This window comes from Marinobacter koreensis (assembly GCF_023156285.1).
GTDB lineage: Bacteria > Pseudomonadota > Gammaproteobacteria > Pseudomonadales > Oleiphilaceae > Marinobacter > Marinobacter koreensis.
On sequence record NZ_JAKZAJ010000001.1, the window covers coordinates 465524 to 489609 of the forward strand.

Annotated in this window: 19 protein-coding genes; 11 read left to right on the forward strand and 8 right to left on the reverse strand. The window is 58.2% G+C overall.

Annotated features, from left to right (window positions below; genetic code table 11):
• The first annotated feature begins 7 nt into the window (after positions 1–7).
• The 3 genes from MLD04_RS02265 (at position 8) to MLD04_RS02275 (ending at position 4361) form a co-directional block, all read left to right on the forward strand.
• Positions 8–496, forward strand: coding sequence for a protease complex subunit PrcB family protein (locus MLD04_RS02265; RefSeq protein WP_248155371.1), 489 nt, complete (start codon positions 8–10; stop codon positions 494–496).
• A 98-nt stretch (positions 497–594) separates the two neighbouring features.
• A complete protein-coding gene (parE, locus tag MLD04_RS02270; protein ID WP_248154376.1) occupies positions 595–2490 on the forward strand; it encodes a DNA topoisomerase IV subunit B in 1896 nt (631 codons plus the stop codon).
• A gap of 95 nt (positions 2491–2585) precedes the next feature.
• Positions 2586–4361, forward strand: coding sequence for an SLC13 family permease (locus MLD04_RS02275; RefSeq protein WP_248154378.1), 1776 nt, complete (start codon positions 2586–2588; stop codon positions 4359–4361).
• Here the strand turns inward: MLD04_RS02275 and MLD04_RS02280 are convergent.
• Entirely contained in the window at positions 4348–5643 is a 1296-nt protein-coding gene (locus tag MLD04_RS02280; protein WP_248154380.1) for an EAL domain-containing protein, read from the reverse strand. The genes MLD04_RS02275 and MLD04_RS02280 overlap by 14 nt on opposite strands.
• Before the next feature lie 494 nt (positions 5644–6137).
• Between MLD04_RS02280 and MLD04_RS02285 the strand changes: the two genes are divergently transcribed.
• Both MLD04_RS02285 and MLD04_RS02290 read left to right on the forward strand, forming a co-directional pair.
• Positions 6138–6683, forward strand: a complete 546-nt coding sequence (locus MLD04_RS02285; protein ID WP_248154382.1) for a cytochrome b — start codon at positions 6138–6140, stop codon at positions 6681–6683.
• A gap of 66 nt (positions 6684–6749) precedes the next feature.
• Positions 6750–7337, forward strand: coding sequence for a YceI family protein (locus MLD04_RS02290; protein WP_248154384.1), 588 nt, complete (start codon positions 6750–6752; stop codon positions 7335–7337).
• Positions 7338–7367: 30 nt separating this feature from the next.
• Here MLD04_RS02290 and MLD04_RS02295 read toward each other — a convergent pair whose 3' ends face one another.
• Positions 7368–9005: a methyl-accepting chemotaxis protein gene (locus MLD04_RS02295; protein ID WP_248154386.1), complete on the reverse strand. Its 1638-nt coding sequence runs from the start codon at positions 9003–9005 to the stop codon at positions 7368–7370.
• 124 nt (positions 9006–9129) lie between these two features.
• A complete protein-coding gene (locus MLD04_RS02300; protein WP_248154388.1) occupies positions 9130–9372 on the reverse strand; it encodes a hypothetical protein in 243 nt (80 codons plus the stop codon).
• A 246-nt stretch (positions 9373–9618) separates the two neighbouring features.
• Here MLD04_RS02300 and parC point away from each other — a divergent pair, with 246 nt between their 5' ends.
• Together parC and serB are read left to right on the forward strand one after the other, a co-directional pair.
• Positions 9619–11913 (forward strand): DNA topoisomerase IV subunit A, encoded by a 2295-nt coding sequence (gene parC / locus MLD04_RS02305; protein WP_248154390.1) that lies wholly within the window; start codon positions 9619–9621, stop codon positions 11911–11913.
• The gene (gene serB / locus MLD04_RS02310) at positions 11906–13138 is read left to right on the forward strand and encodes a phosphoserine phosphatase SerB (protein WP_248154392.1); all 1233 of its coding nucleotides are present in this window, start codon (positions 11906–11908) and stop codon (positions 13136–13138) included. Before parC ends, serB begins: the two co-directional genes overlap by 8 nt.
• A gap of 66 nt (positions 13139–13204) precedes the next feature.
• Here the strand turns inward: serB and MLD04_RS02315 are convergent, their stop codons facing one another.
• The 3 genes from MLD04_RS02315 to epmB form a co-directional block, all read right to left on the reverse strand.
• Positions 13205–15289, reverse strand: coding sequence for an EAL domain-containing response regulator (locus MLD04_RS02315; protein ID WP_248154394.1), 2085 nt, complete (start codon positions 15287–15289; stop codon positions 13205–13207).
• A 139-nt stretch (positions 15290–15428) separates the two neighbouring features.
• A complete protein-coding gene (locus MLD04_RS02320) occupies positions 15429–17234 on the reverse strand; it encodes a GTPase (protein WP_248155373.1) in 1806 nt (601 codons plus the stop codon).
• Positions 17235–17457: 223 nt separating this feature from the next.
• Positions 17458–18498 carry an EF-P beta-lysylation protein EpmB gene (gene epmB / locus MLD04_RS02325; protein ID WP_248154395.1) on the reverse strand — a complete coding sequence of 347 codons (1041 nt, stop codon included), beginning with the start codon at positions 18496–18498 and terminating at the stop codon, positions 17458–17460.
• Between the two features lie 45 nt (positions 18499–18543).
• Here epmB and efp point away from each other — a divergent pair, with 45 nt between their 5' ends.
• Positions 18544–19119: an elongation factor P gene (efp, locus tag MLD04_RS02330; protein WP_008939011.1), complete on the forward strand. Its 576-nt coding sequence runs from the start codon at positions 18544–18546 to the stop codon at positions 19117–19119.
• Between the two features lie 6 nt (positions 19120–19125).
• A complete protein-coding gene (epmA, locus tag MLD04_RS02335; RefSeq protein ID WP_248154397.1) occupies positions 19126–20094 on the forward strand; it encodes an EF-P lysine aminoacylase EpmA in 969 nt (322 codons plus the stop codon).
• A 5-nt stretch (positions 20095–20099) separates the two neighbouring features.
• On the opposite strand, the gene asd is transcribed toward epmA, so the two are convergent.
• A complete protein-coding gene (gene asd / locus MLD04_RS02340; RefSeq protein WP_248154399.1) occupies positions 20100–20954 on the reverse strand; it encodes an archaetidylserine decarboxylase in 855 nt (284 codons plus the stop codon).
• Positions 20955–21128: 174 nt separating this feature from the next.
• Here asd and motA point away from each other — a divergent pair, with 174 nt between their 5' ends.
• On the forward strand, positions 21129–21980 hold the full coding sequence (gene motA / locus MLD04_RS02345) for a flagellar motor stator protein MotA (RefSeq protein WP_248154401.1): 852 nt from the start codon (positions 21129–21131) through the stop codon (positions 21978–21980).
• Positions 21981–22009: 29 nt separating this feature from the next.
• On the forward strand, positions 22010–22975 hold the full coding sequence (gene motB / locus MLD04_RS02350; protein WP_248154403.1) for a flagellar motor protein MotB: 966 nt from the start codon (positions 22010–22012) through the stop codon (positions 22973–22975).
• A gap of 20 nt (positions 22976–22995) precedes the next feature.
• On the opposite strand, the gene rsgA is transcribed toward motB, so the two are convergent.
• Positions 22996–24051: a small ribosomal subunit biogenesis GTPase RsgA gene (rsgA, locus tag MLD04_RS02355; protein ID WP_248154405.1), complete on the reverse strand. Its 1056-nt coding sequence runs from the start codon at positions 24049–24051 to the stop codon at positions 22996–22998.
• Positions 24052–24086: the final 35 nt, after the last annotated feature.

Here is a 24086-nt window from a genome sequence, read left to right on the forward strand (position 1 = left end):
GCGTCGTATGGTGCGATCAGCGGTCGTCGCTGCTGCCACATTTTGTATGGTGGGCCTGGCCGGTTGTGCGGCCAGCACGCCGGATATCGTCTCTGCGCCGGCCAAGGTGCGTCAGGTGACCGAATCCAGTCATTGCGGGCTGACCGGTCCCGGCCTTTTGCTGGTCACTTCCGATGCGCAGCTGTCGAAGTATCTGGGGCTTCCTGCCCAGAACCTGGCAACCCAGCAGCTCCGTAACGTTGACCTGGAGCGGGAGTTTCTGTTGTTCGTAACCCTCGGGAAGAAATCGACCTCGGGCTATGGCGTCCGGCTGACGTCCGCTGAGATCCACGGCGATGTCCTGGATATTCGGGCCGAGGTCCGCTCTCCTCCCAAGGATGCCATCCTGGCCCAGGTTATGACCTCACCCTGCGCGGTACTGGCGGTTGAACCGGGCAACTGGAACGCCATACGGGTGACGGGCATCGGTGATTCTCCGTTGCTGTTGCGCCCCTGATCTTTCGATCGGAACACAAAACAACCGTTGATCTTTCCCGGTGAATCCCTAAGCTATGGCTCAGAATTTCTGATCCATTGCGGAGTCTCGTCCTGCCTATGAGCCAGCAACAGTACAACGCCGACGCCATTGAAGTTCTGAGTGGTCTGGACCCGGTGCGTAAACGCCCGGGCATGTATACGGACACCTCCCGGCCCAATCACCTGGCTCAGGAAGTCATCGATAACAGCGTCGACGAAGCGCTGGCAGGCCACGCCCGCCGGATTGATGTGGTACTCCACGACGACGGTTCTCTCAGCGTTGAGGACGATGGCCGTGGCATGCCCGTGGACCTGCACAAGGAAGAGGGGTTGCCGGGGGTTGAGCTGATCCTTACCCGGCTCCATGCCGGTGGCAAATTCTCCCAGGGCAATTACAACTTCTCAGGTGGTCTGCACGGGGTGGGCGTCTCCGTCGTCAATGCCCTGTCAACCGAGCTTGAAGTCACTATCAAGCGCGACGGGCAGCTGCACCGGATGACCTTTGCTGATGGTGAGAAGGCGACCGACCTTGAAGTGATCGACACCGTTGGCAAGCGAAACACCGGAACCCGCCTGCGTTTCAAACCGGATCCCAAGTATTTTGACAGCCCGAATTTCTCCATCAGCCGTCTGAAGCACAACCTGAGGGCGAAGGCTGTGTTGTGCCCGGGGCTGACGGTAACCTTCCTCCAGGAAAAGTCCGGTGAAAAGGACGAATGGTTTTACGAGGACGGCCTGCGCGACTATCTGCGTACCGCGCTTGCGGATATTGAGGCGGTGCCCCTTGAACCGTTCACCGGTTCCTTCTCCGGCAACAGCGAGGCCGTGGACTGGGCGATCCAGTGGTTGCCTGAGGGTGGCGAGACGGTCATGGAAAGCTACGTCAACCTGATCCCGACGGCCCAGGGTGGCACACACGTCAATGGTCTGCGGACCGGGCTGCTGGAGGCCATGCGGGAGTTCTGCGAGTTCAGGAACCTGCTGCCCCGGGGCGTCAAGTTGTCCCCGGAAGACATCTGGGAGCGGGTTGCCTACGTGCTCTCATTCAAGATGCAGGAGCCCCAGTTCTCCGGCCAGACCAAGGAGCGTTTGTCCTCCCGGGAAGCGGCGAGTTTTATCTCCGGGGTGGTCAAGGACGCGTTCAGCCTGTGGCTGAACCAGCACACGGACATTGCCGAGGCACTGGCGGAGCTGTTCATCAACAACGCCCAGCGCCGGCTGCGCGCGAGCAAGAAGGTCGCGCGAAAGAAGGTGACCTCCGGGCCTGCCTTGCCGGGCAAACTGGCGGATTGTTCCGGTGGTGATACTGCCCGCTCGGAACTGTTTCTGGTGGAAGGGGACTCGGCCGGTGGATCGGCCAAACAGGCCCGTGACCGGGAGTTCCAGGCGGTCATGCCGCTGCGGGGCAAAATTCTCAACACCTGGGAAGTGGACTCCGGTGAGATCCTGGCGTCCCAGGAAGTTCACGACATTGCCGTGGCCATTGGTGTGGATCCGGGATCGGACGATCTTGCCGGACTGCGCTACAACAAGGTCTGCATCCTGGCGGACGCCGATTCGGACGGCCTGCACATTGCGACACTACTGTGCGCCCTGTTCGTGAAACATTTCCGTCCACTGGTCGCCGCCGGCCACGTGTTCGTCGCGATGCCGCCGCTGTACCGGGTGGACCTGGGCAAGGAGACCTTCTACGCCCTGGATGAGCATGAGAAGCAGGGCATCATTGACCGCCTCGAGGCGGAAAAGCGACGCGGCAAGATCTCCGTCACCCGATTCAAGGGCCTTGGCGAGATGAACCCGTTGCAGTTGCGCGAGACCACCATGGCGCCGGATACCCGCAGGCTGGTCATGCTCACCCTTGAGGATGGCGACCAGACCGAAGAGCGTATGGATATGTTGCTTGGCAAGAAGCGGGCGTCCGATCGCAGGGCCTGGCTCGAAACCTACGGCAACATGGCGGACGTGGCCGTTTGATATTCTTTTTGGCGCTTTAAAAATCGCCCATTATTCTTTTTAAGTCTTCATCAAAGCCGTTATCCTGCCAGTTTTTATGACCGGGAATACCGTACATGGACTGGCAAGGCTGGTTTTCTCTGGCACTGGCGGCTGGCGCACTGCTGATGATGAGCTCCGGACGATTTGCCCCCCATATGGTGATGATGGGGGTGCTGGTCGTTCTGAGCACCAGTGGCATTATATCGCCGGCCCAGGCGCTGTCCGGGTTCAGTAACAGTGGTCTGATTACCGTGGCTGCCATGTTCGTCGTGGCCGCGGGTATTCATCATTCCGGCGGTGTCGACCTGGTGGTTCGGTATCTGCTCCGTTCCCCGAAAACCGTCCGCAGTGCCCAGGCCCGTATCGCCTTTCCCGTTTCCCTGCTGAGTGGCTTCCTGAACAATACCCCCGTGGTGGCCACCATGATTCCCGCTGTTCACAGCTGGTCCCGTCGCATCGGCATTGCTCCCTCCAAGCTCATGATTCCCTTGAGCTATTCGGCGATCCTCGGGGGCACTCTTACGTTGGTCGGGACCAGTACCAACCTGGTGGTAAATGGCCAGTATCAGCAACTGACCGGAAGTGCCGGCTTCTCCATCTTCTCGATTACCAGTGTCGGATTGCCGGTCGCCGTGATCGGCCTGGCCGTGATGCTGCTGGTTCTGCCCCGGATGCTGCCAGACCGCAAGGATCAGCAGAAGTTCGGTTCCATGCGGGAATTCACGTTGGAGGTGGCGGTCTCGCCCAATGGGCCTCTTGTTGGCAAAAGCGTGGGCGAGGCCGGATTGCGGGAGCTTGAGCGTCTGTATCTGGTTGAGATCGAGCGGGATGGCAGCGTTGTGACGGCTGTGCCCTCGGAAGAACGCCTCCTGGGCGGTGACCGGCTGGTGTTCGCCGGAGATACGCAGGCGATTTCCGATCTTTTGCGGATTCCGGGCATTGTCCCTTCGGTGCACGAAGACGAACCCAGCCTGAGTAAAGACCGTGCGGAACGGAGACTGGTGGAGGCGGCTCTGTCGCCCCAGTCAGATGTTCTCGGGCTGACCATCCGCGATGCCCGTTTCCGGGATCGCTATGGTGCGGTGGTGCTTGCTGTGGCCAGAGGGGGGCAGCGGGTATCTGGCAACCTGGGCAATATCCGTCTGAAACCGGGGGATGTGCTGTTGCTGGAGGCGCGGCCTGCGTTTGTCAGCCGGCAGCGATACAACCGGGATTTCCTTCTCATCAACGATCTTGATACCGAGACGCCACGACACGACCGGGCCTGGCTGGCCTGGCTGATTCTTCTCGTGGTGGTGAGCCTGGCGGCCTGCGGGGTAATGACCATGCTCAATGCGGCTCTGTCCGGTGCTGCCCTGATGATTCTCAGTGGATGCTGCTCCGCCGGCCAGGCTCAGAAAGCGGTCGATGTGCCGGTGATCCTGACCATCGCGGCGTCGTTTGCGCTGGGGGCAGCGCTGGAGGAAACCGGCGCCGCTACCTTTTTGGCCGGGACCATTATGGGCCTGAGCCAGGGCCACGTTCTCCTTAGCATCCTGATGGTGTATTTTGCCGTCTCCGTGCTGACGGAAGTGGTGACCAACAACGCCGCTGCCGTGCTGGTGATTCCCGTGGTGTTGTCGATGACGACGGTTATGGGGGTGCCGGCCGAGCCGTTCGTGATCGCCGTAATGATGGCGGCATCGGCCAGTTTTGCCACACCCTTGGGCTATCAGACCAACATGATGGTGTTCGGGCCGGGCGGCTATCGGTTCGCTGATTTCCTCAGGGTTGGGCTGCCCATGAATATTTTCATCGGGTTGCTGACCGTTCTTGTTATCGGGCTTGTGTACGGGATCAGCTTCTACTGATGTCGGTTTCTACCGGGTTGGAGAGGATGTCGCAACACAGCACTCTGAGTTGGCCGTTGTCGTAGAACCCCTGAGACATGGTAACGCACATGTAGGCCCCCGTGACGCACAGGTAGGGTGCGGTTACCTGCAATTGCTCTGGCTGGGCAATGGCCTGTCGGAGGTAATGCTGGCGGTACCAGTCAGCACTGGTTGTGCTTTCGAGTGGTTTGAATCTCGGGTCCTGGTTTCGGACACCGGCGTCCGAAATCAGAGTGTCTTCAATCTGGATGCCCTCGGCATTAACCAGGTAGCAGCGGGATACCGCCGGATGATTCAGCAGTTCGCTGCAGGCTTGCTGCATACCAGCACCGGAGCATAGCCGATCAATGGCGGTGTGGAAAAAGCCGTCGAAAAAACTGACCAGTTGGCGGGTCGGGTCCAGCGTTACCTGGGTCTGCTGCTTGTAATCTCTCAGCAGGTGATCAAAATCCGCCGGCTGGATATCAATGCCTTCTAGCTCGATGCTGGGCTTCCGGAAATAGTAACCCTGCACGAAGTCCACGCCCGCATCGATGGCAATCATCGCCTGATCGTACGTTTCGACGCCTTCCAGTAACACCAGGCAGGCCGATTGATGCAGAAGGGATACGATGCCATTCAGGATCTGCCGGGCCTTGTGGTCCTCTGTTGCGCGGGTCAGAAGGGTTCGGTCGAGTTTGACGATATCCGGTGACAGGTTCCAGATACGTTCGAAGTTTGAATGTCCGGCGCCGAAGTCGTCGATCGCCGTCAGGCAACCCAGATCCTTGTAGTAAGCGACGGTTTCCCTCAGCCGCTCCGCGTTATCCGTCGGCTGCTCGACAATTTCCATAACGATCCGGTGTGGTGGCAGCCCGGTTTTCTTCAGCAGTTGACCGAAGAATGAGTCGGAGTTATTGGCGCCCGCGGCCACCCGGGGTGACACGTTCAGAAACAGCCAGTTGAGCTCGTCCTTGATACAGCTGTAGTTGCGGATGTGAAGATAGCGACACAGGCGGTCAAGCAGCAGGTTCTCTGCTTCTGATGCGGGGAGCTGGAAGAGCTGGACCGGCAGGACTGGTGCGTTGTCCGTATCGAAAGCCCGTATCAGGGCCTCGTAGCCAACAATACGTTTGTGGGAAATGCTGTAAATAGGCTGGAGTGCGGTTCTGAGGGTGAGTCCTCGAAAATCTGCGGTCCAGCCGCTACCTTCCTGGTTCAGCATAGGGGACAGCAGATCCAGCTCCGGCGCTGTCAGCTTTTCAGGCAAGGGTCGCGACATAGAGTTTCTGGCTAGTTTGACGAACACAACGGGCAACAGTCAGGCCCGAACTGTCTGAAACACGTACGTAAAAGCGGCGATCAGCTCACCGGGGTACGTTGTAAGAAGCTTGCCAAAAAACAGGGATTATTACCACCGTTTCATATACAAACGCGAAACGGTTTGTATCCAAAGGGGGCAGTCAGTGCTAACTCGAAGGGAGGGCGGCGCGCTGGCCGCCCGAAACATCAGTTGTTGCTGGGAACAACCACGTTCTCGTCGAATTCCAGTTCCATGTTATGCCTCACAGTCGCTTGTCACGATGGTTTTCAAGAATACTTAAAGTTTATCGCCGCGATGAAATTCAACAATCCGTAAAACCCGTATAAGACTAAAGGGATAGGCGAATATCGATCAGAAATTCTGATGAGCCACAGCAAAAGATTTTGGTTTGCTGTGGGAACGCCTCTTTTTAGACTATGCAGATCAACGTGACAGGGAGCAGTCGGATTCGTATGCAATGGCGAAATGATTCAACGCGTTATGGTGCGGTAGCTGTGACAGCGCATTGGGTTGTGGCCGCAACCGTGCTTGGCTTGTTTGTGCTGGGCACCTGGATGGTGGATCTGACTTACTACCACGCGTGGTATCAGCGCGGCCCTGACCTGCACCGGAGTTTTGGCATTCTTTTGTTCCTGGTCGTGCTTGCACGGGTGGCGTGGCGCCTGACCGATTCTGCCCCGGATCCCGTTTCCGGTCATTCCCGGGTCGAGAAGGTCATGGCCCGGGTTGCACACGGGGCTCTGTACCTGCTGCTGTTTGTCGCGATGGGCAGTGGATACCTGATCACAACGGCCGATGGGTCCTCGATCAGTGTATTCGGTTGGTTCGACGTCCCGTCGGTGACGGGCAACATCAATCATCTGGAAGACATCGCTGGAAGCATTCATTACTGGTCAACCCTTGGGCTGGTCTTCCTGGCCGGATTGCATGCGCTTGGCGCGCTCAAGCATCACTGGGTTGATCGGGACCAAACGCTACGGCGTATGCTCGGTCTATAGAGTTGGAAATTGCTGTCTTAAGGCTGTCCCAGTCAGGGACTGACATTGATGAAAAAGGAGATCACCATGAAAAAGCTCATTCTGGCATCTGCGGTTTCACTCGCGTTGACGGGCGTTGCGTCAGCGGCGGAAGACAATGGCAGCGGCACCTATCAGTTCGATACCAAGGGCGACCATCAGTTCATCATGTTCAAGATTTCTCATCTGGGCTACAGCTGGCTTTATGGTCGTTTTAACGAATTTGACGGCCAGTTCACCTACGATGCGGAAAACCCCGAGAAGAGTTCGGTATCGGTGACGATTGACACGGCCAGCGTCGACTCGAATCACGCAGAGCGGGACAAGCATCTCCGGAGTGAGGACTTCCTGTACGTCGATGAATACCCGCAAGCATCCTTCAAGAGCAAACGAATCGAGATGCAGGGAGATGGCGAAGCAGACATCGTCGGCGATCTCACGCTCCGGGGCGTCACCAGGGAAATCACGCTCGATGCCGAGATGATCGGGCATGGATCAGATCCCTGGGGCGGTTACCGCATGGGCTTCGAAGCGGAAACGGAACTGCGGCTGAAGGATTTCGGCATCCCGATGGACCTGGGCCCCGCTTCCGAAACGGTGGATATGATCATTTCTGTTGAAGGCATACGACAGTAAGCAGCAGGTACAATGGGCCGATTTCGGGAGTCACACCCGGAATCGGCCTGTCTGTTGCTCCAGGTCGCTTGCGTAACCGTGCAACGACTGGCTGATCTCGTCGATCTCCCGCGAACGTTTGGCGCTGTCTGACGCCAGATCGTTGATTTCCGTAATGCTTCGATTGATCTCGTCCACAACCTGGGTCTGCTGTTCCGTGGCGGACGCAACGCTGGTGTTGGCATCGCTGATATCGGCAATGCCTTCGAGGATGGCCTGAAGCCCGCTTTCGGCCTCGGTTGCCAGCTTCTCGGTTTCTCCGGCTTCGCGACTGCCCACCTCCATGACGGACACCACTTCCGATACGCCGCCTTGCAGAGCCGTGATCATGGTCTGGATGTCTTCCGTAGACTGCTGGGTTCTTTGCGCCAGTGTTCTGACCTCATCAGCCACAACCGCAAAGCCGCGTCCCTGTTCGCCGGCTCTGGCCGCCTCTATGGCCGCGTTAAGGGCGAGCAGGTTGGTCTGCTCGGCAATGCCCCGGATCACATCCAGTACCGACGTGATGTTATCGGAATCTTCCGATAGCTTCCGGATCGCTTCGGCCGCCTTGGCCGTCTGGGCTGCCAGGCTGTGCACCTGCCTGGAGGAATCTCCGATGATGCGAGCATTGTCGCGGCCCTTCTGCTCAGCCTCCCGGGTGATCTCGGCCGCCCGCGAGGCGTTGCCGGCCACTTCCTCGATGGCACTCTGCATTTCGTTGATGGCGGTGGCCACCATGGCAATGGAATCGGTCTGCCGGCTCACGCCGTCGTTGTTCTCCTGGGCCGCGGTGGCCAGTCGACCGGCGCCGTCACCAAGCCCGTTACTGAGTTCCTGGATTGACCGGATCATGCTCTGAAGATTGGCGAGGACCTGGTTGAAACTGTCGGCCAGTCGGCCAAGGTCATCCTTTACTTCGACAGGAATGCGCTGGGTAAGGTCGCCTTTGCCCTGTGCGATCGCGTCGAGCTGACGGCGTACTGCACTGATGGAGCCAATGATCAGTCGCATGAAGAACAGGAACAGGACGAGACTCAGAATGATCGCCAGAACAGTGACAGTGCCCGTGGTGATTGAGCTGGACATGCCCTCCTGCGCGGAATCCTTTGCGCGGTTTGCGGCCTGTTCGTCAGCGAGCGCGCCGAGCTTGTCGTAATAATCCCGCAGGTTGCTGAACAGTGCGGCTGTCTCGCTCTCTGCGAGTGTTCTGGCCTCTTCAGGAGAGCCATTGAGCGCGGTCTGCATCACCTTTCGCGCTGACCCTTCCCAGCGACTGAACGCATCATCGAAGCCCTGAATAATGCTTGCCGCTCCCGAGCCTGAGAGCAGGTCCGATGCCTGGTCAAAACGGTCGCGGGCCTGCTGGGCATTTTCGTTGAAGCTTTCGAGGAAGGCTTCGGTGTCCTCGTCGTTGGACATTGCATCAACCAACCGGATCTGTGCCACGTAAGCCTGATACAGATCTCGGTCACCATTGAGAATCTTGCTGACAGAGGGCAGGTAATTGGTGGCAATTCGATTGGTATCCGAGATGAGTTCCCGGACCGTCAGTGCGTTCAGAATCCCGATTACGATCAGGGCCGCGGCAGTGATGCCAAAAGGGAGAGCGATTTTGGTTCGGAGACCAAGATGACGAAACACCTGCATGCTGTCCTCGCAATGTCTGCTGTTCTGAAGACAGCATAGCAGCTGGATGCGTCAACGCTCCGAAAACATTGACAAAACGAGGAAGCTGCGCGAGGCGTTATGATATGAGTCAATTTGGCCGGGTTTACGAGGAAGAACGAGGCGATTCCTCGTTGGAGGTACAGTTTCTGCAAAGGTAACGCTGCCGCCAGAACTGTCCGGCAAAGATAACGATCCAGATCAGCAGACCTGCCCAGAGGTAGGTTGTTGGAACAACAAAGTTGCCGCTGATCGCGAATTCAACGAGCAGCATCAGTGCCACGGCCAGTACCGCATTGACCAGGGCCGTCACCATGGCCTGCCCACAGGCTTTGAGGTTCTGTCTCATAATGTTCCGCTCGTCCGGGAAAGAAAACGCTCAATCACTTACCATCGACGAGAATACGGTCAGGGTTACCGTCTCTCCATTCGGGAATTCCGCTATTGGCGTTTTCACGATTGCACGGGATTGGAGTATCCGGATTGCCGTCCATATAATGTGCGCTCGCACATATCCCGTGTATTTCGCGGGCGCAAAAGGTAGCATCACTGCCAGTCCAGATAAACCGGCAGTCCAGGTAAACAAGAGGCATACATGCCAGAATTTCAAACCACTGATGAAGGCTTTGAGCGCGTCTCGCTCAGGGATTACACGGAAAAGGCCTACCTTGATTACTCCATGTACGTCATCCTCGACCGGGCCCTGCCCAATGTCGGGGATGGGCTGAAGCCGGTTCAGCGGCGAATCGTTTACGCCATGTCGGAGCTGGGGCTGAAATCCACCTCCAAGTACAAGAAATCGGCCCGCACGGTCGGGGATGTACTGGGCAAGTTCCATCCTCACGGCGACAGTGCCTGCTACGAGGCCATGGTGTTGATGGCCCAGCCGTTCTCCTATCGCTATCCGCTGGTAGACGGGCAGGGAAACTGGGGATCTCCGGACGATCCCAAGTCCTTTGCCGCCATGCGTTATACCGAATCCCGCCTGGCGCCGTTTGCGGACGTTCTGCTGGGTGAACTGGGGCAGGGCACAGTGGATTGGGTGCCCAATTTTGACGGCACGATGGAAGAACCTGCCATCCTGCCAGCGCGCTTGCCCCACGTGCTGCTCAATGGAACCACTGGCATTGCCGTCGGCATGGCGACGGACATCCCGCCCCACAATGTCCGGGAAGTTGCTTCCGCCTGTATCCATTTGCTGGATCAGCCGGACGCCACCGTGGACGATCTCTGCGAGCACATCAAAGGCCCGGATTTCCCGACTCATGCCGAGGTGATTACCCCACGTCGTGACATTCGCCAGATGTACGAAACCGGTCGCGGATCACTCCGGATGCGGGCCCGCTGGACGCGCGAAAATGGTGAAGTGGTGGTCACGGATCTGCCACATCAGGTGTCCGGAAATCGCGTGCTGGAGCAGATTGCCCAGCAGATGCAGACCAAGAAACTGCCCATGGTGGCGGATCTGCGTGACGAGTCTGATCATGAAAACCCCACCCGCCTGGTGATTGTGCCCCGATCCAACCGTGTGGACCTGGATGGGCTGATGGCCCACCTCTTTGCCAGTACAGACCTGGAAAAGACCTATCGGGTGAACATCAACGTTATCGGAAACGATGGCCGCCCGGGTGTGAAGGGGCTACATTCCGTCCTGACCGAATGGTTGGCCTTCCGCCGCACAACGGTGGTGCGACGCCTTCAGCATCGGCTGGACAAGGTCCTGGCCCGTCTGCACATTCTGGAAGGCCTTCTGGTGGCCTACCTGAATATCGACGAAGTCATCGAGATCATCCGGTACGAGGACAAGCCCAAGGATGAGCTGATGGCCCGTTTCGGGCTGTCGCCGGAACAGGCCGAGGCGATCCTGGAGTTGAAGCTGCGTCATCTGGCGAAGCTGGAAGAAATGAAGATCCGGGGCGAGCAGGACGAGCTCTCGGCGGAGCGTGACGAACTGCAGTCCATTCTCGGATCCGAGGACCGTTTGCGCGAGCTGATCAAGACGGAACTCCAGCAGGATGCGGAAGCCTTTGGCGACGACCGCCGCTCACCCATTGTGGAGCGCGAAGAAGCGCGGGCATTCAGTGAAGTCGACCTCGTCTCCAACGATCCGGTGACGGTTGTCCTGTCCGAGAAAGGCTGGGTCCGTGCCGCCAAGGGGCACGATATCGAACCGGAAGGGCTGAGTTACAAGGCCGGTGACCGGTTTGCACTGGCCGCCCGGGGGCGTAACAACCAGCAGGCGATCTTCCTGGATTCCACCGGACGCGCATACTCGCTGCTGGCGCACACCCTGCCATCAGCCAGGGGTCAGGGCGAGCCGCTGACCGGGCGTATCAATCCGCCCTCCGGCGCGACTTTCTCCGGGCTTCTCCTGGGCGAGCCGTCCGGTAAGGTGCTGTTGGTTACCGATGGCGGATATGGCTTCGTGACCAGTCTGAACGACATGATCAGCAAGAACCGCAATGGCAAAGCCGTTGTCAGTGTGCCGAAGGGCGCGAGGATCATGCCTCCGGTTTCGGTACCCCGTTCGGAGAGTCCGTTGTACCTGGCGGCCATTTCCAATGAAGGCCGGATGCTGGTTTTCCCGCTCAGCGAGCTGCCGGAACTGGCCAAGGGGAAAGGCAACAAGATCATCAGTATTCCGTCTGCCCGCGTCCAGAACCGCGAGGAGTATGTGGTGGCCGTGGCGGTCTTTGCTCAGGACGACCTGATCGAAATCCGGGCCGGCAAGCGCAAGATGGGATTGAAATTCAGTGACCTTGAGCATTACCTCGGAGAACGCGGGCGTCGTGGCCACAAACTGCCACGGGGGCTTCAGCGGGTCGATGCCATTGACGTGATAGCCACTGCCACGCAGGCGGGGCAAGAGGAGAGCGGCGACAGTGAGTGAGCTGGTACTGATTAACGTATCGGGACGCGATAAGCCCGGACTCACCTCGGAAATCACGGGCATCATGGGGCAATACGACGTCCGGATTCTGGACATCGGTCAGGCGGTGATTCACGACCACCTGACCTGGGGAATCCTGATCGAGATCCCGGATGAGTCCAAGTCCTCACCGGTCATCCGTGACCTGCTGTTCCGGTTGCATGCGCTGGATCTTCAGGTGCATTTTGCGCCGATTACCGTAGAAGAATATCAGGCGTGGGCGGCCGGCCGTAATCGTGCCTGCTACATCGTCACGCTCCTGTCCCGGGATATCAAGGCCGAACAGATCGCCAAGGTCTCGGCAATCACCGCCCGACACGGCCTTAACATCGACAACATCAGTCGCCTGTCTGCACGCCCGTCGCTCAATCCTGGCGATAACCGGATTGCCTGTGTGGAGTTTTCGGTACGCGGTACCGCTGAAGACCTGGAAGAACTGCGCGCCGATTTTCTGCACATTGCTGGTGAAATGAACGTTGATATTGCCTTTCAGGAGGACTCTATCTTCCGTCGGAACAGGCGTCTGGTGGTATTCGATATGGACTCCACTCTTATCGAGGCGGAAGTTATCGATGAGCTTGCCAGGGAAGCGGGCGTTGGCGATCAGGTGGCGGAGATTACCGAGCGGGCCATGCAGGGGGAGCTGGATTTCAGTCAGAGCTTTGCCGAGCGTCTGGCCCTGCTGAAAGGGCTTGATGAATCGGTACTTGAAGGCATTGCCGGCCGCCTGAGGTTGACAGAGGGGGCCGAGCATCTTATCCGCAGTCTCAAAGGCCTGGGCTACCGCACAGCCATCCTGTCCGGCGGTTTCACCTACTTTGCGAGGCACCTGCAGGCAAAGCTTGGCATCGACTATGTCTACGCCAACGAACTGGAAATCGAGAACGGCAAGGTGACCGGTCGGGTGTCTGGCCAGATTGTAGACGGTAAGCGTAAGGCGGAGCTGCTGCTGGAAATCGCCAGGAAGGAACACATCTCCCGGGAGCAGGTTATTGCCGTGGGAGACGGTGCCAACGATTTACCGATGCTGAGTCAGGCGGGGCTGGGAGTGGCCTTCCGGGCCAAGCCCCTGGTCAAGGAGTCCGCCCGTCACTCGATTTCCACGCTGGGGCTGGATGCCATCCTGTACCTGATCGGATTCCGCGAGAGCGAAACCAACCAGTCGATCCAGCAATCGGGACTGTAGGATTATTAGCGGTACAGAACCGAAAACGGCGCTCCCCGGGGCGCCGTTTTTTGTCGGACCCGCGTATCAGTTGTCGCCGAAATCGTAGTTCATCTCCGGAACCGGTGCCTGCAGGTAATAGCCCTGGATGTAGTTGACGCCGGCCTGCCAGAGTGTGGCCAGGATACCGGCGTTCTCCACCAGCGGAATGATCGTCAGCTTGCCGGAGGACTGCAGGCTCTTGACCATTTCCTTCACCTGCTCCTTGGCTTCGTCGGTTTTCTGCATTTCTTCCGTGAAGGATCCGTCGATTTTTACGTAATCCGCGTCTACGTGTTTGAAGGTGTTGAACGGATTCAGGCTGCAACCGAACTGCGAGATCGAGACCTTACAGTGCAGCTCGTGAACCGATTTGGCGAAGTCCTTGGCCTGTTTCATGAAATTGTTCACATCGCCTTCCCGGAGTTGGAAGATCAGTGAGTCACCGGGCAGGCGGGCGGCTTTCAGGGCCACGCTCAGCCAGGGCGTAAAGGTCTTGTCCTGGAGCGTTTCGGCGGTAACATTCAGGAACAGCCGGGTGTCGTGGCCACGGGATCGATGGCTGGCCAGCTGCTTGATGGTCTGGAGAATGACCCAGCGATCGATCTTGATGGCCGTGTCTGAAGGCCCGGAAGGTGGCAGGAAGTCATACGGGGATACTTCCTTGTCGTCCTTGTCGAGCATCCGCACGAAGGCCTCGTAATGTTCCTCTCCCTCGCCACGAAGGTTGATGATGGGCTGAAACAGCAGCCGGAAACGGTTGTCGTCAAGGGCTTTCTGAATGGCCTCCACAGAGTTCGAGGTGTCCAGGGATTCATATTCTGCCGGGTTGTATACGAGGACTCCGTTACCCTGCTGTTGGCCTTCTTGCTTGCGAACATCGGCGGATGCCGTGTGCGCGCGTCCGAGCAGCTCCTCTGCCTTGGGCGAGTTCTCGGTAATGGCCGCGACACCGATGCTGACCGTCAGGGGGATTGTGCGGCCATCAATGTCGAACAGGTGATCCTCGACCGCCTTCCGTACTTTTTCCGCCTGCTCTGCCATGGCCTTTTCATCGCATGGCTGGCACATCATACTGAAGGCGTCGTCACTGAGGCGGGCGAGCGTCATGTTTTCAGCCGCCGTTTCCTTGAGCAGTGATGCCAGATCTCCCAACAGAAGATCGGCACCGGCAATGCCGACCTGGCTTTTCATGGTGATGAAATTGTCGAGGGCGATGTAGGCGAGTGCTCCGGTTTCGTTTTCCTTCCCCGCTCGCGCGATCGCTTCGCCCAGCGCACTCATCATATGCTGGCGGTTGTAAAGTCCGGTCAACAAATCCTGGCTACTGATCTGTCGCAGCTTTTCTTCCAGCTCGGCGTCGTTGTGTTCCGGTTGTAATACGATCTGTGTACAGGCTTCCCCGTCGTAAGTGGCCGCGGACACTGACATGCTCACGTTGAACTCCTGGTCGTCACTGCGCCGGGCCGTACAGTTAAGGGTCATGCCGTCTTCGCCCTTTTCGACAAAGGACTTCATGAACTGTTTGTACTGTTCCTGACTTTCGGGCGTCAGGGTGTCCAGAACGGGAATACAGATCAGCTCGTCGATGTCGTCGTAGCCGAGAAAATCCATATACGACTGGTTGGCATAGATGTGCATGCCATCGTTGATGTAGGCAATCGCATCTTTGGAACTCTCCAGAAGCAACTGGCACCGCTGTTCCGCTTCCCGAAGATGGGATTCGAGCACCCGCCGGCGACGCCGTTCCTCCAGCGCTGCCAGTTCCCGGTTGACCACCAGCATCAGCATATCGGAATACTCTGCCGGTACCGTGTCCTGGGCACCAGCCTTCATCATACCAACGGTGCGTTCGGGGCTTTCCTCGGAGGTCAGCAGTATGAAGGGAATGTCCTTGTCCATACGCCGGATGGTTGCCAGGGCTTCGTCCGCCGTGAACTCGTCGTCGCTGTCACGGGCAAGCAGCAGGTCCCAGTTCCCGGTCTTGAGAACTTCTTCCAGATCTTCTTCAGAAGTGATGCGATGAGCCCGCGTCGCCTTCCCGGAGTTGCGAAGAAGGCTGACCAGCGATTCAGCGTCGTTCTGGGATGGATCAAGAATCAGGAGGTGTACGGTGGCGTTCTTTTTCTGCATTCGGAAAACGTCTCAAGCTACTCGTTGGCGGCGCCGGTTGATGGCAGTGTTGGCACCGGCTGATTACGTAAGCAGAATGATGCAGGGGTTAGTAGCTAATAACAACCCTGCTATCCGCGAGAGCAACACAGTTCTCGCATCAAAGGGACGGCCATAGCGAATCGAATTCGTCTTCGCTGGCGCCGCTATCGTCCGGACGATCCTCCGAAGCTTGTAACCGGCTATGCTGAAGCTTCAGCTCGAACTGGCTGATACTGCCCGTGGAGGAAACCTTGCGTCCCAGGGTTCCCTGGTCGTCCCGGCCATCGTGCAGCAGGGAAATACGGCTGCCGGACTGGAATGGAAGGCGGGGCGTGATCAGGGTGGCAGACTGATTAACCACACTGATTTCCGGAAGAAGCAGGCCGCGAAGGTACTCACTGCTGTTGCCGATTTTCTGGATCAGACGCACGCCACAGGGCGATGCACTGGGGGCGAGCAGCTCGATTCCCACCTGGGTTCCCTGGTTCTTCACCTGGCGAATCCAGCGGACCACAGCAACACTCCAGGGGTGGGTGCGCTGTTCCCGTACGCCCAGCACTTCGCCGGCCTGCAGGGAGATGGGGACATTGGATTCCCAACCCACACAGTATCCACCGGGGCTGGTGTTAATCAGGTAGGCATGGTGGGAGCCGGGACGGTTTCGATCCGCCTCATTCTGGGGCGTTGTTCCCCGGGCGCCCCTGAAATTAATCGGAGTATCTGCCGAGTAGAGGCGGTCTTCGCTGGGGCCTGCATCGTGAGCGCCGGACCAGGCATCTTCGCGCTGGCGTGAGGCACGCACGAACCGGTTCTCATCGTCTCCATGGCCGTTGTCGTTGCCACTGACAAATTCGGTGAAGGTTTTCTCTCCAGCTATGAAATAGTGAGCAGCGGTAAGACCGACGCAGATTTCCAGCTTGCCCTGGCTGGCAATGCGGTTGAAATTGCGTTTGGCAAGGATGCCCAGGGCCTGGCTCAGGTGCAGCAGGAGCATGTCGTTGATCTTGGCGGGAACCGACAGTGGCGAATCTTCCCGCCGGCCCTCGCGGCGCGCCTCGAGCGTCTCTGAGACCAGGGCTGAAAGTTCCCGGGTATCGAAACCGTAGCTTTCCTCTCCCGGAACGGTGTCGAGCAGGCTGCGGTAGATTGGCGGATTGTCCTTCTCCATGTTGATGACAAACAGGCTGTCCTGGCCGATGTCCGGTCCGCAGTCGGTGTGGTCGGTCCAGGTCTCGAACAGGTCGTATACCTGTTCGAGTTCTGACTGTCTCAGTTGGTTCGGGCGGGCGCAGCCCAGCAGCAGAATCCGCTTGTAGCTGTCTGCAATGGTACTCGCCCTTCGGTGTCCCAGTGTGTCGTCGTCAACGGAGGCTGCAGCGAGCCCCTTCTGGTGCGCATACCGGTAGAGGTGGTGACACTCCAGCCAACTGTTGGCCGGGCTTGGACAATAGAGCTGGTGGGAGCGCAATATCGTTGCCGAAAGCTCCGAGATCGCCCGGTGAATAGCCATGACGACCGGTTTCCGGTGTTTGTCCGTCCCGCCATTGTCGATCAGCTCCACAAGGCACAGTTTGTAGCCACCGGCCAGGTGCAGTTGCAGTGCCTGGGACAGGTTGGCGACCTTGCGCTGCTTCTCGGGGAGCGCAACCGCAAGCCCCAGAAAATGGCGGGAGAGTTCCTTGCACACGAAGTGGATCTTGTCCCGGAGCATTTCCAGTAACTGAAGCCTTTGATGCGGTGCGATGAAAAGCTGGTTCACTTCGATAATGGCGTGATAGAGCTGCCGCGATACCTCACCGATATTGGCCATGGGCAGCTGGCTTACCCACTGGCGGAATGCCTTTGGGCTGGTGTCGCTGAACGACAGGCTGGACGTTTTCTGCTCGGGAACTTTCAGCTCGTTTTTCAGGGTATTGCCTTCCATGAGTGCGCGCCAATCTCGGACCACGGTGAATATCCCGGAGTTTACCTCCATGAACAGCATCGGTCGGCCTTTGCTGCACGTTATTCAGGAAAACGCCGTAAATACATGTTTTTATCGTTAAACACTACTCGACTTTAAAATAGCAAACCATTATCAAAAAGCGAGAAGATCACGTGTTGACAATCTTTGACAAGTCCCGAACGCGTGTTTTCTGTGCGCGATGTCACGGGAACAGGTCCAGCGGTGTCTTGCTTGTTCGCCCCGGAATTTCCCGGACAAGTTTTGGCACCAGAAAGCCCGGGAGTTGGTCGAGCAGCTCTCGTACCAGCCGACGGGCCTTGTCGTCGCTGACATCGAAATGGTGGGCGCCGGCGACAGGATCGAATGCATGCAGGTAATAAGGTATGACACCCGCATCGAACAGGCGTTCGCTGAGTGCCGCCAGCACTTCCGAACGGTCGTTGACATCCCTCAGTATGACACTCTGATTCAGCAGAGTCGCGCCGGCGGCCCGGAGATCGGCCAGGGCCCGGTAGGTTGGCCCGTCAAGCTCGGCAGGATGGTTAACGTGTAACACAATAACAATCTGCAGATCCGATTCCCGGATCCACTGCAAAAGTGTGTCGCAGACCCGCTGTGGGATAACCACCGGCAGGCGGGTATGGAGTCTGAGCCTGCGGATATGCGGGATCCGGGCGATATCCCGGGCCCATTGCGACAGCAATCGATCGTTCACGGCCAGCGGGTCGCCACCGCTGAATATGACCTCGTTGAGCTCGGGGCTCTGTTCCAGTGTCCTCAGGACCCTTTGTCTGTCTTCGGGGGTCAGACGCTGCTCGTCATAGGGGAAGTGACGCCGGAAACAGTAGCGACAATTGATGGCGCACTGGCCCGTCACCATCAGCAAGGCACGACTCCGGTATTTCCGGATCAGTCCGGTAGTCTGGATGGCTTCGTTCTCCGCCAGAGGATCGCGCACAAATCCGTCGCGATTCTCCCGCTCCTCCTTGCGGGGCAGCACCTGTAGCAACAGCGGATCGTGGGCGTTACCGTACTCCATGCGCATCAGAAACGGTTCGGGAACCCGTATCGGAAACAGGCGGTGCCCGTCGGACGCTCCATCAAACCATGCCTGTGCGTCCAGGCCCAGGCGCTCAAGCAGTGATTCCGGAGTGGTGATGGATCGGGATAGCAACGTCTGCCAGCTGCCCGAGGCGACTTCAAGCTCTTGGGCTTCTATACGGGCGGGGGTTCGCTGTATCATAGCGACCTTTCAAATTTAAACGACATACTGTCAGGTGGACATTTCATGGCTTCATATTCTACCAATGAATTCCGCGGCGGTCTTAAGGTTTTGCTCGACGGAGACCCCTGCATCATTCTGGAAAACGAGTTCGTAAAGCCCGGTAAGGGTCAGGCATTCAACCGGGTGAAGCTGCGTAACCTGATGACCAACCGGGTGTGGGAGCGGACGTTCAAGTCCGGGGAAACCCTGGAGTCGGCGGACGTGATCGATCAGGACATGGAATACCTGTACAGCGATGGTGAATTCTGGCATTTCATGGCGACCGACGGTTCCTTTGAGCAGTTCCCGGCGGACGCCAAGGCGGTCGGCGATACGGTGAAGTGGCTCAAGGAGCAGGACGTTTACACCGTGACCCTCTACAACGGCTCACCTCTCACGGTCACCCCGCCCAACTTTGTCGAGCTCGAGGTTGTGGACACGGACCCCGGCATGAAGGGTGATACGGCGCAGGGCGGTTCCAAGCCGGCAACCCTGTCGACCGGTGCGGTGGTGAACGTGCCTTTGTTTATCACTATTGGCGAGGTCCTCAAGGTGGATACCCGCTCCGGTGAATACGTTAACCGCGTCAAAAGCAGCTGATTAGCCATGAGTGAACAGCCGGCCTGGCGCCCCCATGCGTCATTGGCCGTCCTGAAAAGCCGCGCACAGCAACTGGCCTTTGTGCGCGGCTTTTTTGCTGAAAGAGGGGTCCTTGAAGTCGAGACGCCTGCGCTCGGCCGATTTGGTGTGACCGATCCCAATCTTGACCCTGTCGCTGTGACCGTGTCCGCGCCAGGCGTGCAAGTAGGCTGGTTGCAGACATCGCCTGAATATCACATGAAACGGCTTCTGGCCGCAGGGGCTGGGGCGATTTATCAGGTTTCCAGGGTGTTTCGCGATGGCGAGCGAGGCCGTCGTCACAACCCGGAGTTCTCGATGCTTGAGTGGTACCGGCCGGGTTTCAGTGACGACGAGCTGATGGGGGAAGTGGCGGACCTGGTCTGCAACTGGCTCCAGTGCGAACGCCCGGATACGCTTTCCTATCGGGATGCCATGATTGCATGGGCTCACGTGGACCCGTTTGAAGCATCCGATCGCACCCTGCGCCGTCGCTGCGAGGAATGGCTTGAACCGGAACAGTTGGCGGGGCTTGGCCGAGATGGTTGTCTGGACCTTTTGATGAGCTTTGCGGTCGAGCCCAACCTTGGGCAGGAAAGACCCGTCTTTATCACGTCCTATCCGGCATCCCAGGCTTCGCTCGCGAAGGTCTCGGTTGAGAGCGGGGTTCCGGTCGCACACCGCTTCGAGCTTTATCTGAAGGGTATCGAGCTGTGTAACGGCTACTGGGAGCTGACCAACCCGGAAGAGCAGCGGCAACGGTTCCAGGCGGATAACCGGATCAGGCGCGCGTCAGGAAAGCCTGAGATGGCGATCGATGACGCGTTCCTGGCGGCACTGGACCACGGGCTGCCGGAGTGTGCCGGAGTGGCGCTGGGGCTGGATCGGCTGCTGATGCTCAAACTCGGTCTCACGGACATTGCCGAGGTGTTGACGTTTCCGCTTGAGGAAGCCTGAACTCGTCAGGCTTTCCTGCCGAAGGCTTCACCCATTCTGACGGTTTTGCCCGCCTGTTGATCGTCGTTCCAGTGCACACTGCCTTTCGGCATGACCATGATCACCGTTGATCCCAGACGGAAACGTCCCATTTCTTCGCCCTTGCCAAACTGGATTGCCTGCTCGCCCTCGTAGACCGAGGCTGTAACCAGTCCGTTCCCCGGAGCGACGACGCCAGACCAGGTGGTTTCGACGCTGCCGACGATCATGGCTCCCACCAGAACCATGGCCATGGGTCCGGCGTCGGTGTCGAAGATGCAGGCAACGCGTTCGTTGCGGGCGAACAGGTTCGGGACATTCTCAGCCGTCACCGGGTTGACGGAGAACAGCTTGCCCGGCACGTAAACCATCTCCCGCAGGGTGCCGGCCATCGGCATATGGATGCGATGATAATCCTTCGGAGACAGATAGATTGTCGCGAACTCGCCTCCGGCAAAGGGTTGGGCGCGCTGGTTATCGCCACCCAGCAGCTCGATCAGGCTGAACGACTGGCCCTTGGCCTGGAAGACGCGGTCGCCGGTGACCGAGCCGAGCTGCGAGATGGCTCCGTCGACCGGGCTCACCACGACCTCATCGCCATCTGCAACGGGCCGGATGCCGGGTTTGAGGGCACGGGTAAAAAAGGCGTTGAAGCTCGGATACGCGGTGAAGTCCGGTTCCGCTGCTTCACTCATGTTTACGCCATAGCGGTCGATAAACCATTTGATCACGCGGTTTTTCAGTGCCGGGGTGCGGTCGTTATCCGCCAGTCTCCCGGCAAGGCGTGAGACGGCCAGTTGGGGTGTGACGTACTGGCTCAGTACGAACAGTTTATCGAGCATTAAAACGATACCTTTGATTTCAGGGTGCGGAAGTTTACCAAATCCGCGGGCGTGTATAGAAATTGTTTCACGGCTTCGCGGTTCCTGCGGCTCCTTGCTATTATCAGAAAGTTTTTTGCGCGCTGGCGTCTGGCAGAAGCCGATTACATAACCATAAGGTTTGCGAAGTATCCCATGTTGCTGATTATTGGTTCGATTGTTGTTGTGGCCTGTGTACTGGGCGGTTTCACCCTGCACGGCGGTAATCTCATGGTTCTGTGGCAGCCCACGGAAGTCCTGATCATTTTCGGTGCGGCACTGGGGTCGTTTGTGATTGCCAATCCAATGCATACCGTCAAGGAAGTGTTCAGCAAGGGTATGCGGCTGATTACCGGATCACCCTACAACAAGGCTTTTTACATGGACCTGCTCAGCCTGATGTATGAGATCTTCGACAAGTCCCGAAAGCAGGGCGTGATGTCGATTGAGGAAGATATCGACAATCCCGAGTCCAGTCAGATCTTCAGTCGCTATCCCGCCGTCATGAAATCCAAGGATCTGCTGGCCTTCATTACCGACTACCTGCGCATCATCAGTGCTGGCAATATGGCCACCCATGAGCTCGAAGGCATGATGGAGAACGAGATCGACAGTCGTCAGCACGAGCTGGAGGAACCGGCTCATGCCGTTAACAAGATTGCAGACGCGTTGCCGGGACTGGGTATCGTGGCAGCAGTGCTGGGCATCGTTGTCACCATGAATTTCATGTCGGAGGGGCCGGAAAAAATCGGCCACAGTGTGGCAGCGGCCCTGGTCGGTACGTTTATGGGTATCTTTATGGGCTATGGATTCGTGGGTCCTGCATCCATTGCTCTGGAACATGCCTGTAAATACGAGTTGAAAGCCTACGAATGCGTCAAGGCGGCCCTGGTGGCGACGGTCTCCGGCCAGGCGCCGCAAATGGCAATCGAATTCGGCCGCAAGGCCTTGCCCACCGACAAGCGCCCGGGTTTCCAGGAACTCAACGATCATGTCCGTTCGAAGTGATCCTCGTGATAGGCGTCGGGAGCTGAAGCATGGCGGGTGAAGATCAGCCGATCATCATCAAACGCAAGAAAAAGGTCGTTGGTGGTCACCATGGCGGTTCCTGGAAGGTCGCGTTTGCCGATTTTGCCACGGCCATGATGGCGTTCTTTCTGGTGCTCTGGCTCACTTCCACCGCCAGTCCGGAACAGAAGTTGGCGGTTGAAGGGTATTTTCGGGATCCGGTGGGTTTCACCGAAGGCGGCTCTCCCAATCCCGTCGATCTCGAGGGCAGCGCGTCTGTGGTGAATGAGGCCACCCAGGACGTCGCAGACAGCCAGGTTCAGATCAAGGACGAAGTCGTCGACCAGCTCTCCGACACACTTGAAAAACGACGCATGCAGGAGCTTTTCCAGGAGCTCAAGCAGCGGATTGAGCAGAACAAGACCCTTCAGGAGTTCAAGGATCAGCTCCTCATCGACATTACCGATGAAGGGCTGCGCATTCAGATTGTCGACCGCTCCGGGCGACCGATGTTCGACAGTGGGCGGGCCGAGCTCAAGTATTATTCCCAGGAGATCCTGTTCGAGTTGGCCAAGACCCTGGGCTCGGTGAACAACAAACTCAGTATTACGGGGCATACCGATGCGACGCCTTTCAATGGGCGACCGGGGTACACCAACTGGGAGTTGTCGGCAGATCGGGCCAATACCGCACGGCGGGCCCTTGTGGCTGGTGGTGTGCGGCCTGAGCAGATCGCCCGGGTGGTCGGTTTGTCCGATTCAGTGCTTTTCGACAAGGAAAATCCCACCGCACCGGTGAATCGACGGATTTCCATTATCGTGCTCAATAAGAAGACCGCCGAGGACATCCAGCACAGCGCCGGTGGTGGCGATGTGCCGGTGATTGATCTGACCCGCCCCACCGATGCCGAAGCCCAGCAGGCGATGGACAAACTCAAAGCGGGTGACTGGCAGCAGGACAAGCCGAAGCCCGCGCCCGGCGAGCTCAACTGGTAAGCGGCGCGCCGGATTGTTGCCTAGTCGATCGTGAGCCCACGGGACTGTTGCTCGGCCATGTCGGCCAGGATCCGGTGAAAGCTCCGGAGACGCTCCGGGCTGATCCGGCCCTCGGCCGCCGCTGCCTCCAGCGCGCACCCCGGGTCCCCCATGTGGCGGCAGTTCCGGAACTTGCACGTTCCGATGAGCTCGCGGATTTCCCGAAAACCGTACTCGATTTCCTGCGGCGTCATGTGCCAGAGACCGAACTCCCGAATGCCCGGCGAATCGATAAGATCCCCGCCCAGGGGCAGGTGGAACAGTTTGGCGGTCGTGGTGGTATGGATCCCCTTGCCGGTGCTCTCTGAGACTGCGCCCACCCGCAGCGATTCATCGGGCAGCAGGGTCTGGATGATCGAGGATTTGCCCACCCCGGACTGGCCAACGAAAACACTTGTCTGATCCTTCACCAGGGCAGTGACCTCCGGGGAAGGCTGGTCTCCGGCTTCGGCGGCGGACGTGCGCACCACCTCGTATCCGAGAGACTCGTAGCGATGAAGCAGTTGTTCAATGGCATCGCAATTGGCGTCGGTGATGAGGTCGGTCTTGTTGAGCAGGATCACCGCCGGGATATCGGTGGTCTCTGAGGCAACGAGATACCGGTCGATCAGGTTGTCGTGGGGTTCGGGCTCCGGTGCAATGACCAGAATGATGTGATCGATGTTCGCTGCCACAGGCTTCAATGCCCCGAAGTTGTCAGGGCGTTGTAGCAGGTTCCGACGGTCGCACCGGGCGACAATCACGCCGGCGTCGTTTTTGCCCGGTCGCCAGATTACCTTGTCACCGGTCACAAGGTTGTCGATATTGGCACGCACGAAGCACCGGAACACGGTACCCCGGTCCTGACCCTCAAGTGCTTCGACATCCAGCTGTTGACCATAGTGGGCAATGATCAGACCTTCCTGTTCCTGCCCCAGTTCTCCGGCCTCGGTCTGTTGCTCAATGGCTTTTTCCTTCCGTGCCGCACGGGCGGCCCGTTCCTGCTGGATTTTCTGGATACGCCATTGCTGCTGTTTGTTCAGTCGCCGTTTTGCCATAGATGAATCAGAGAATGCCGTGAATGTTCCTTGTG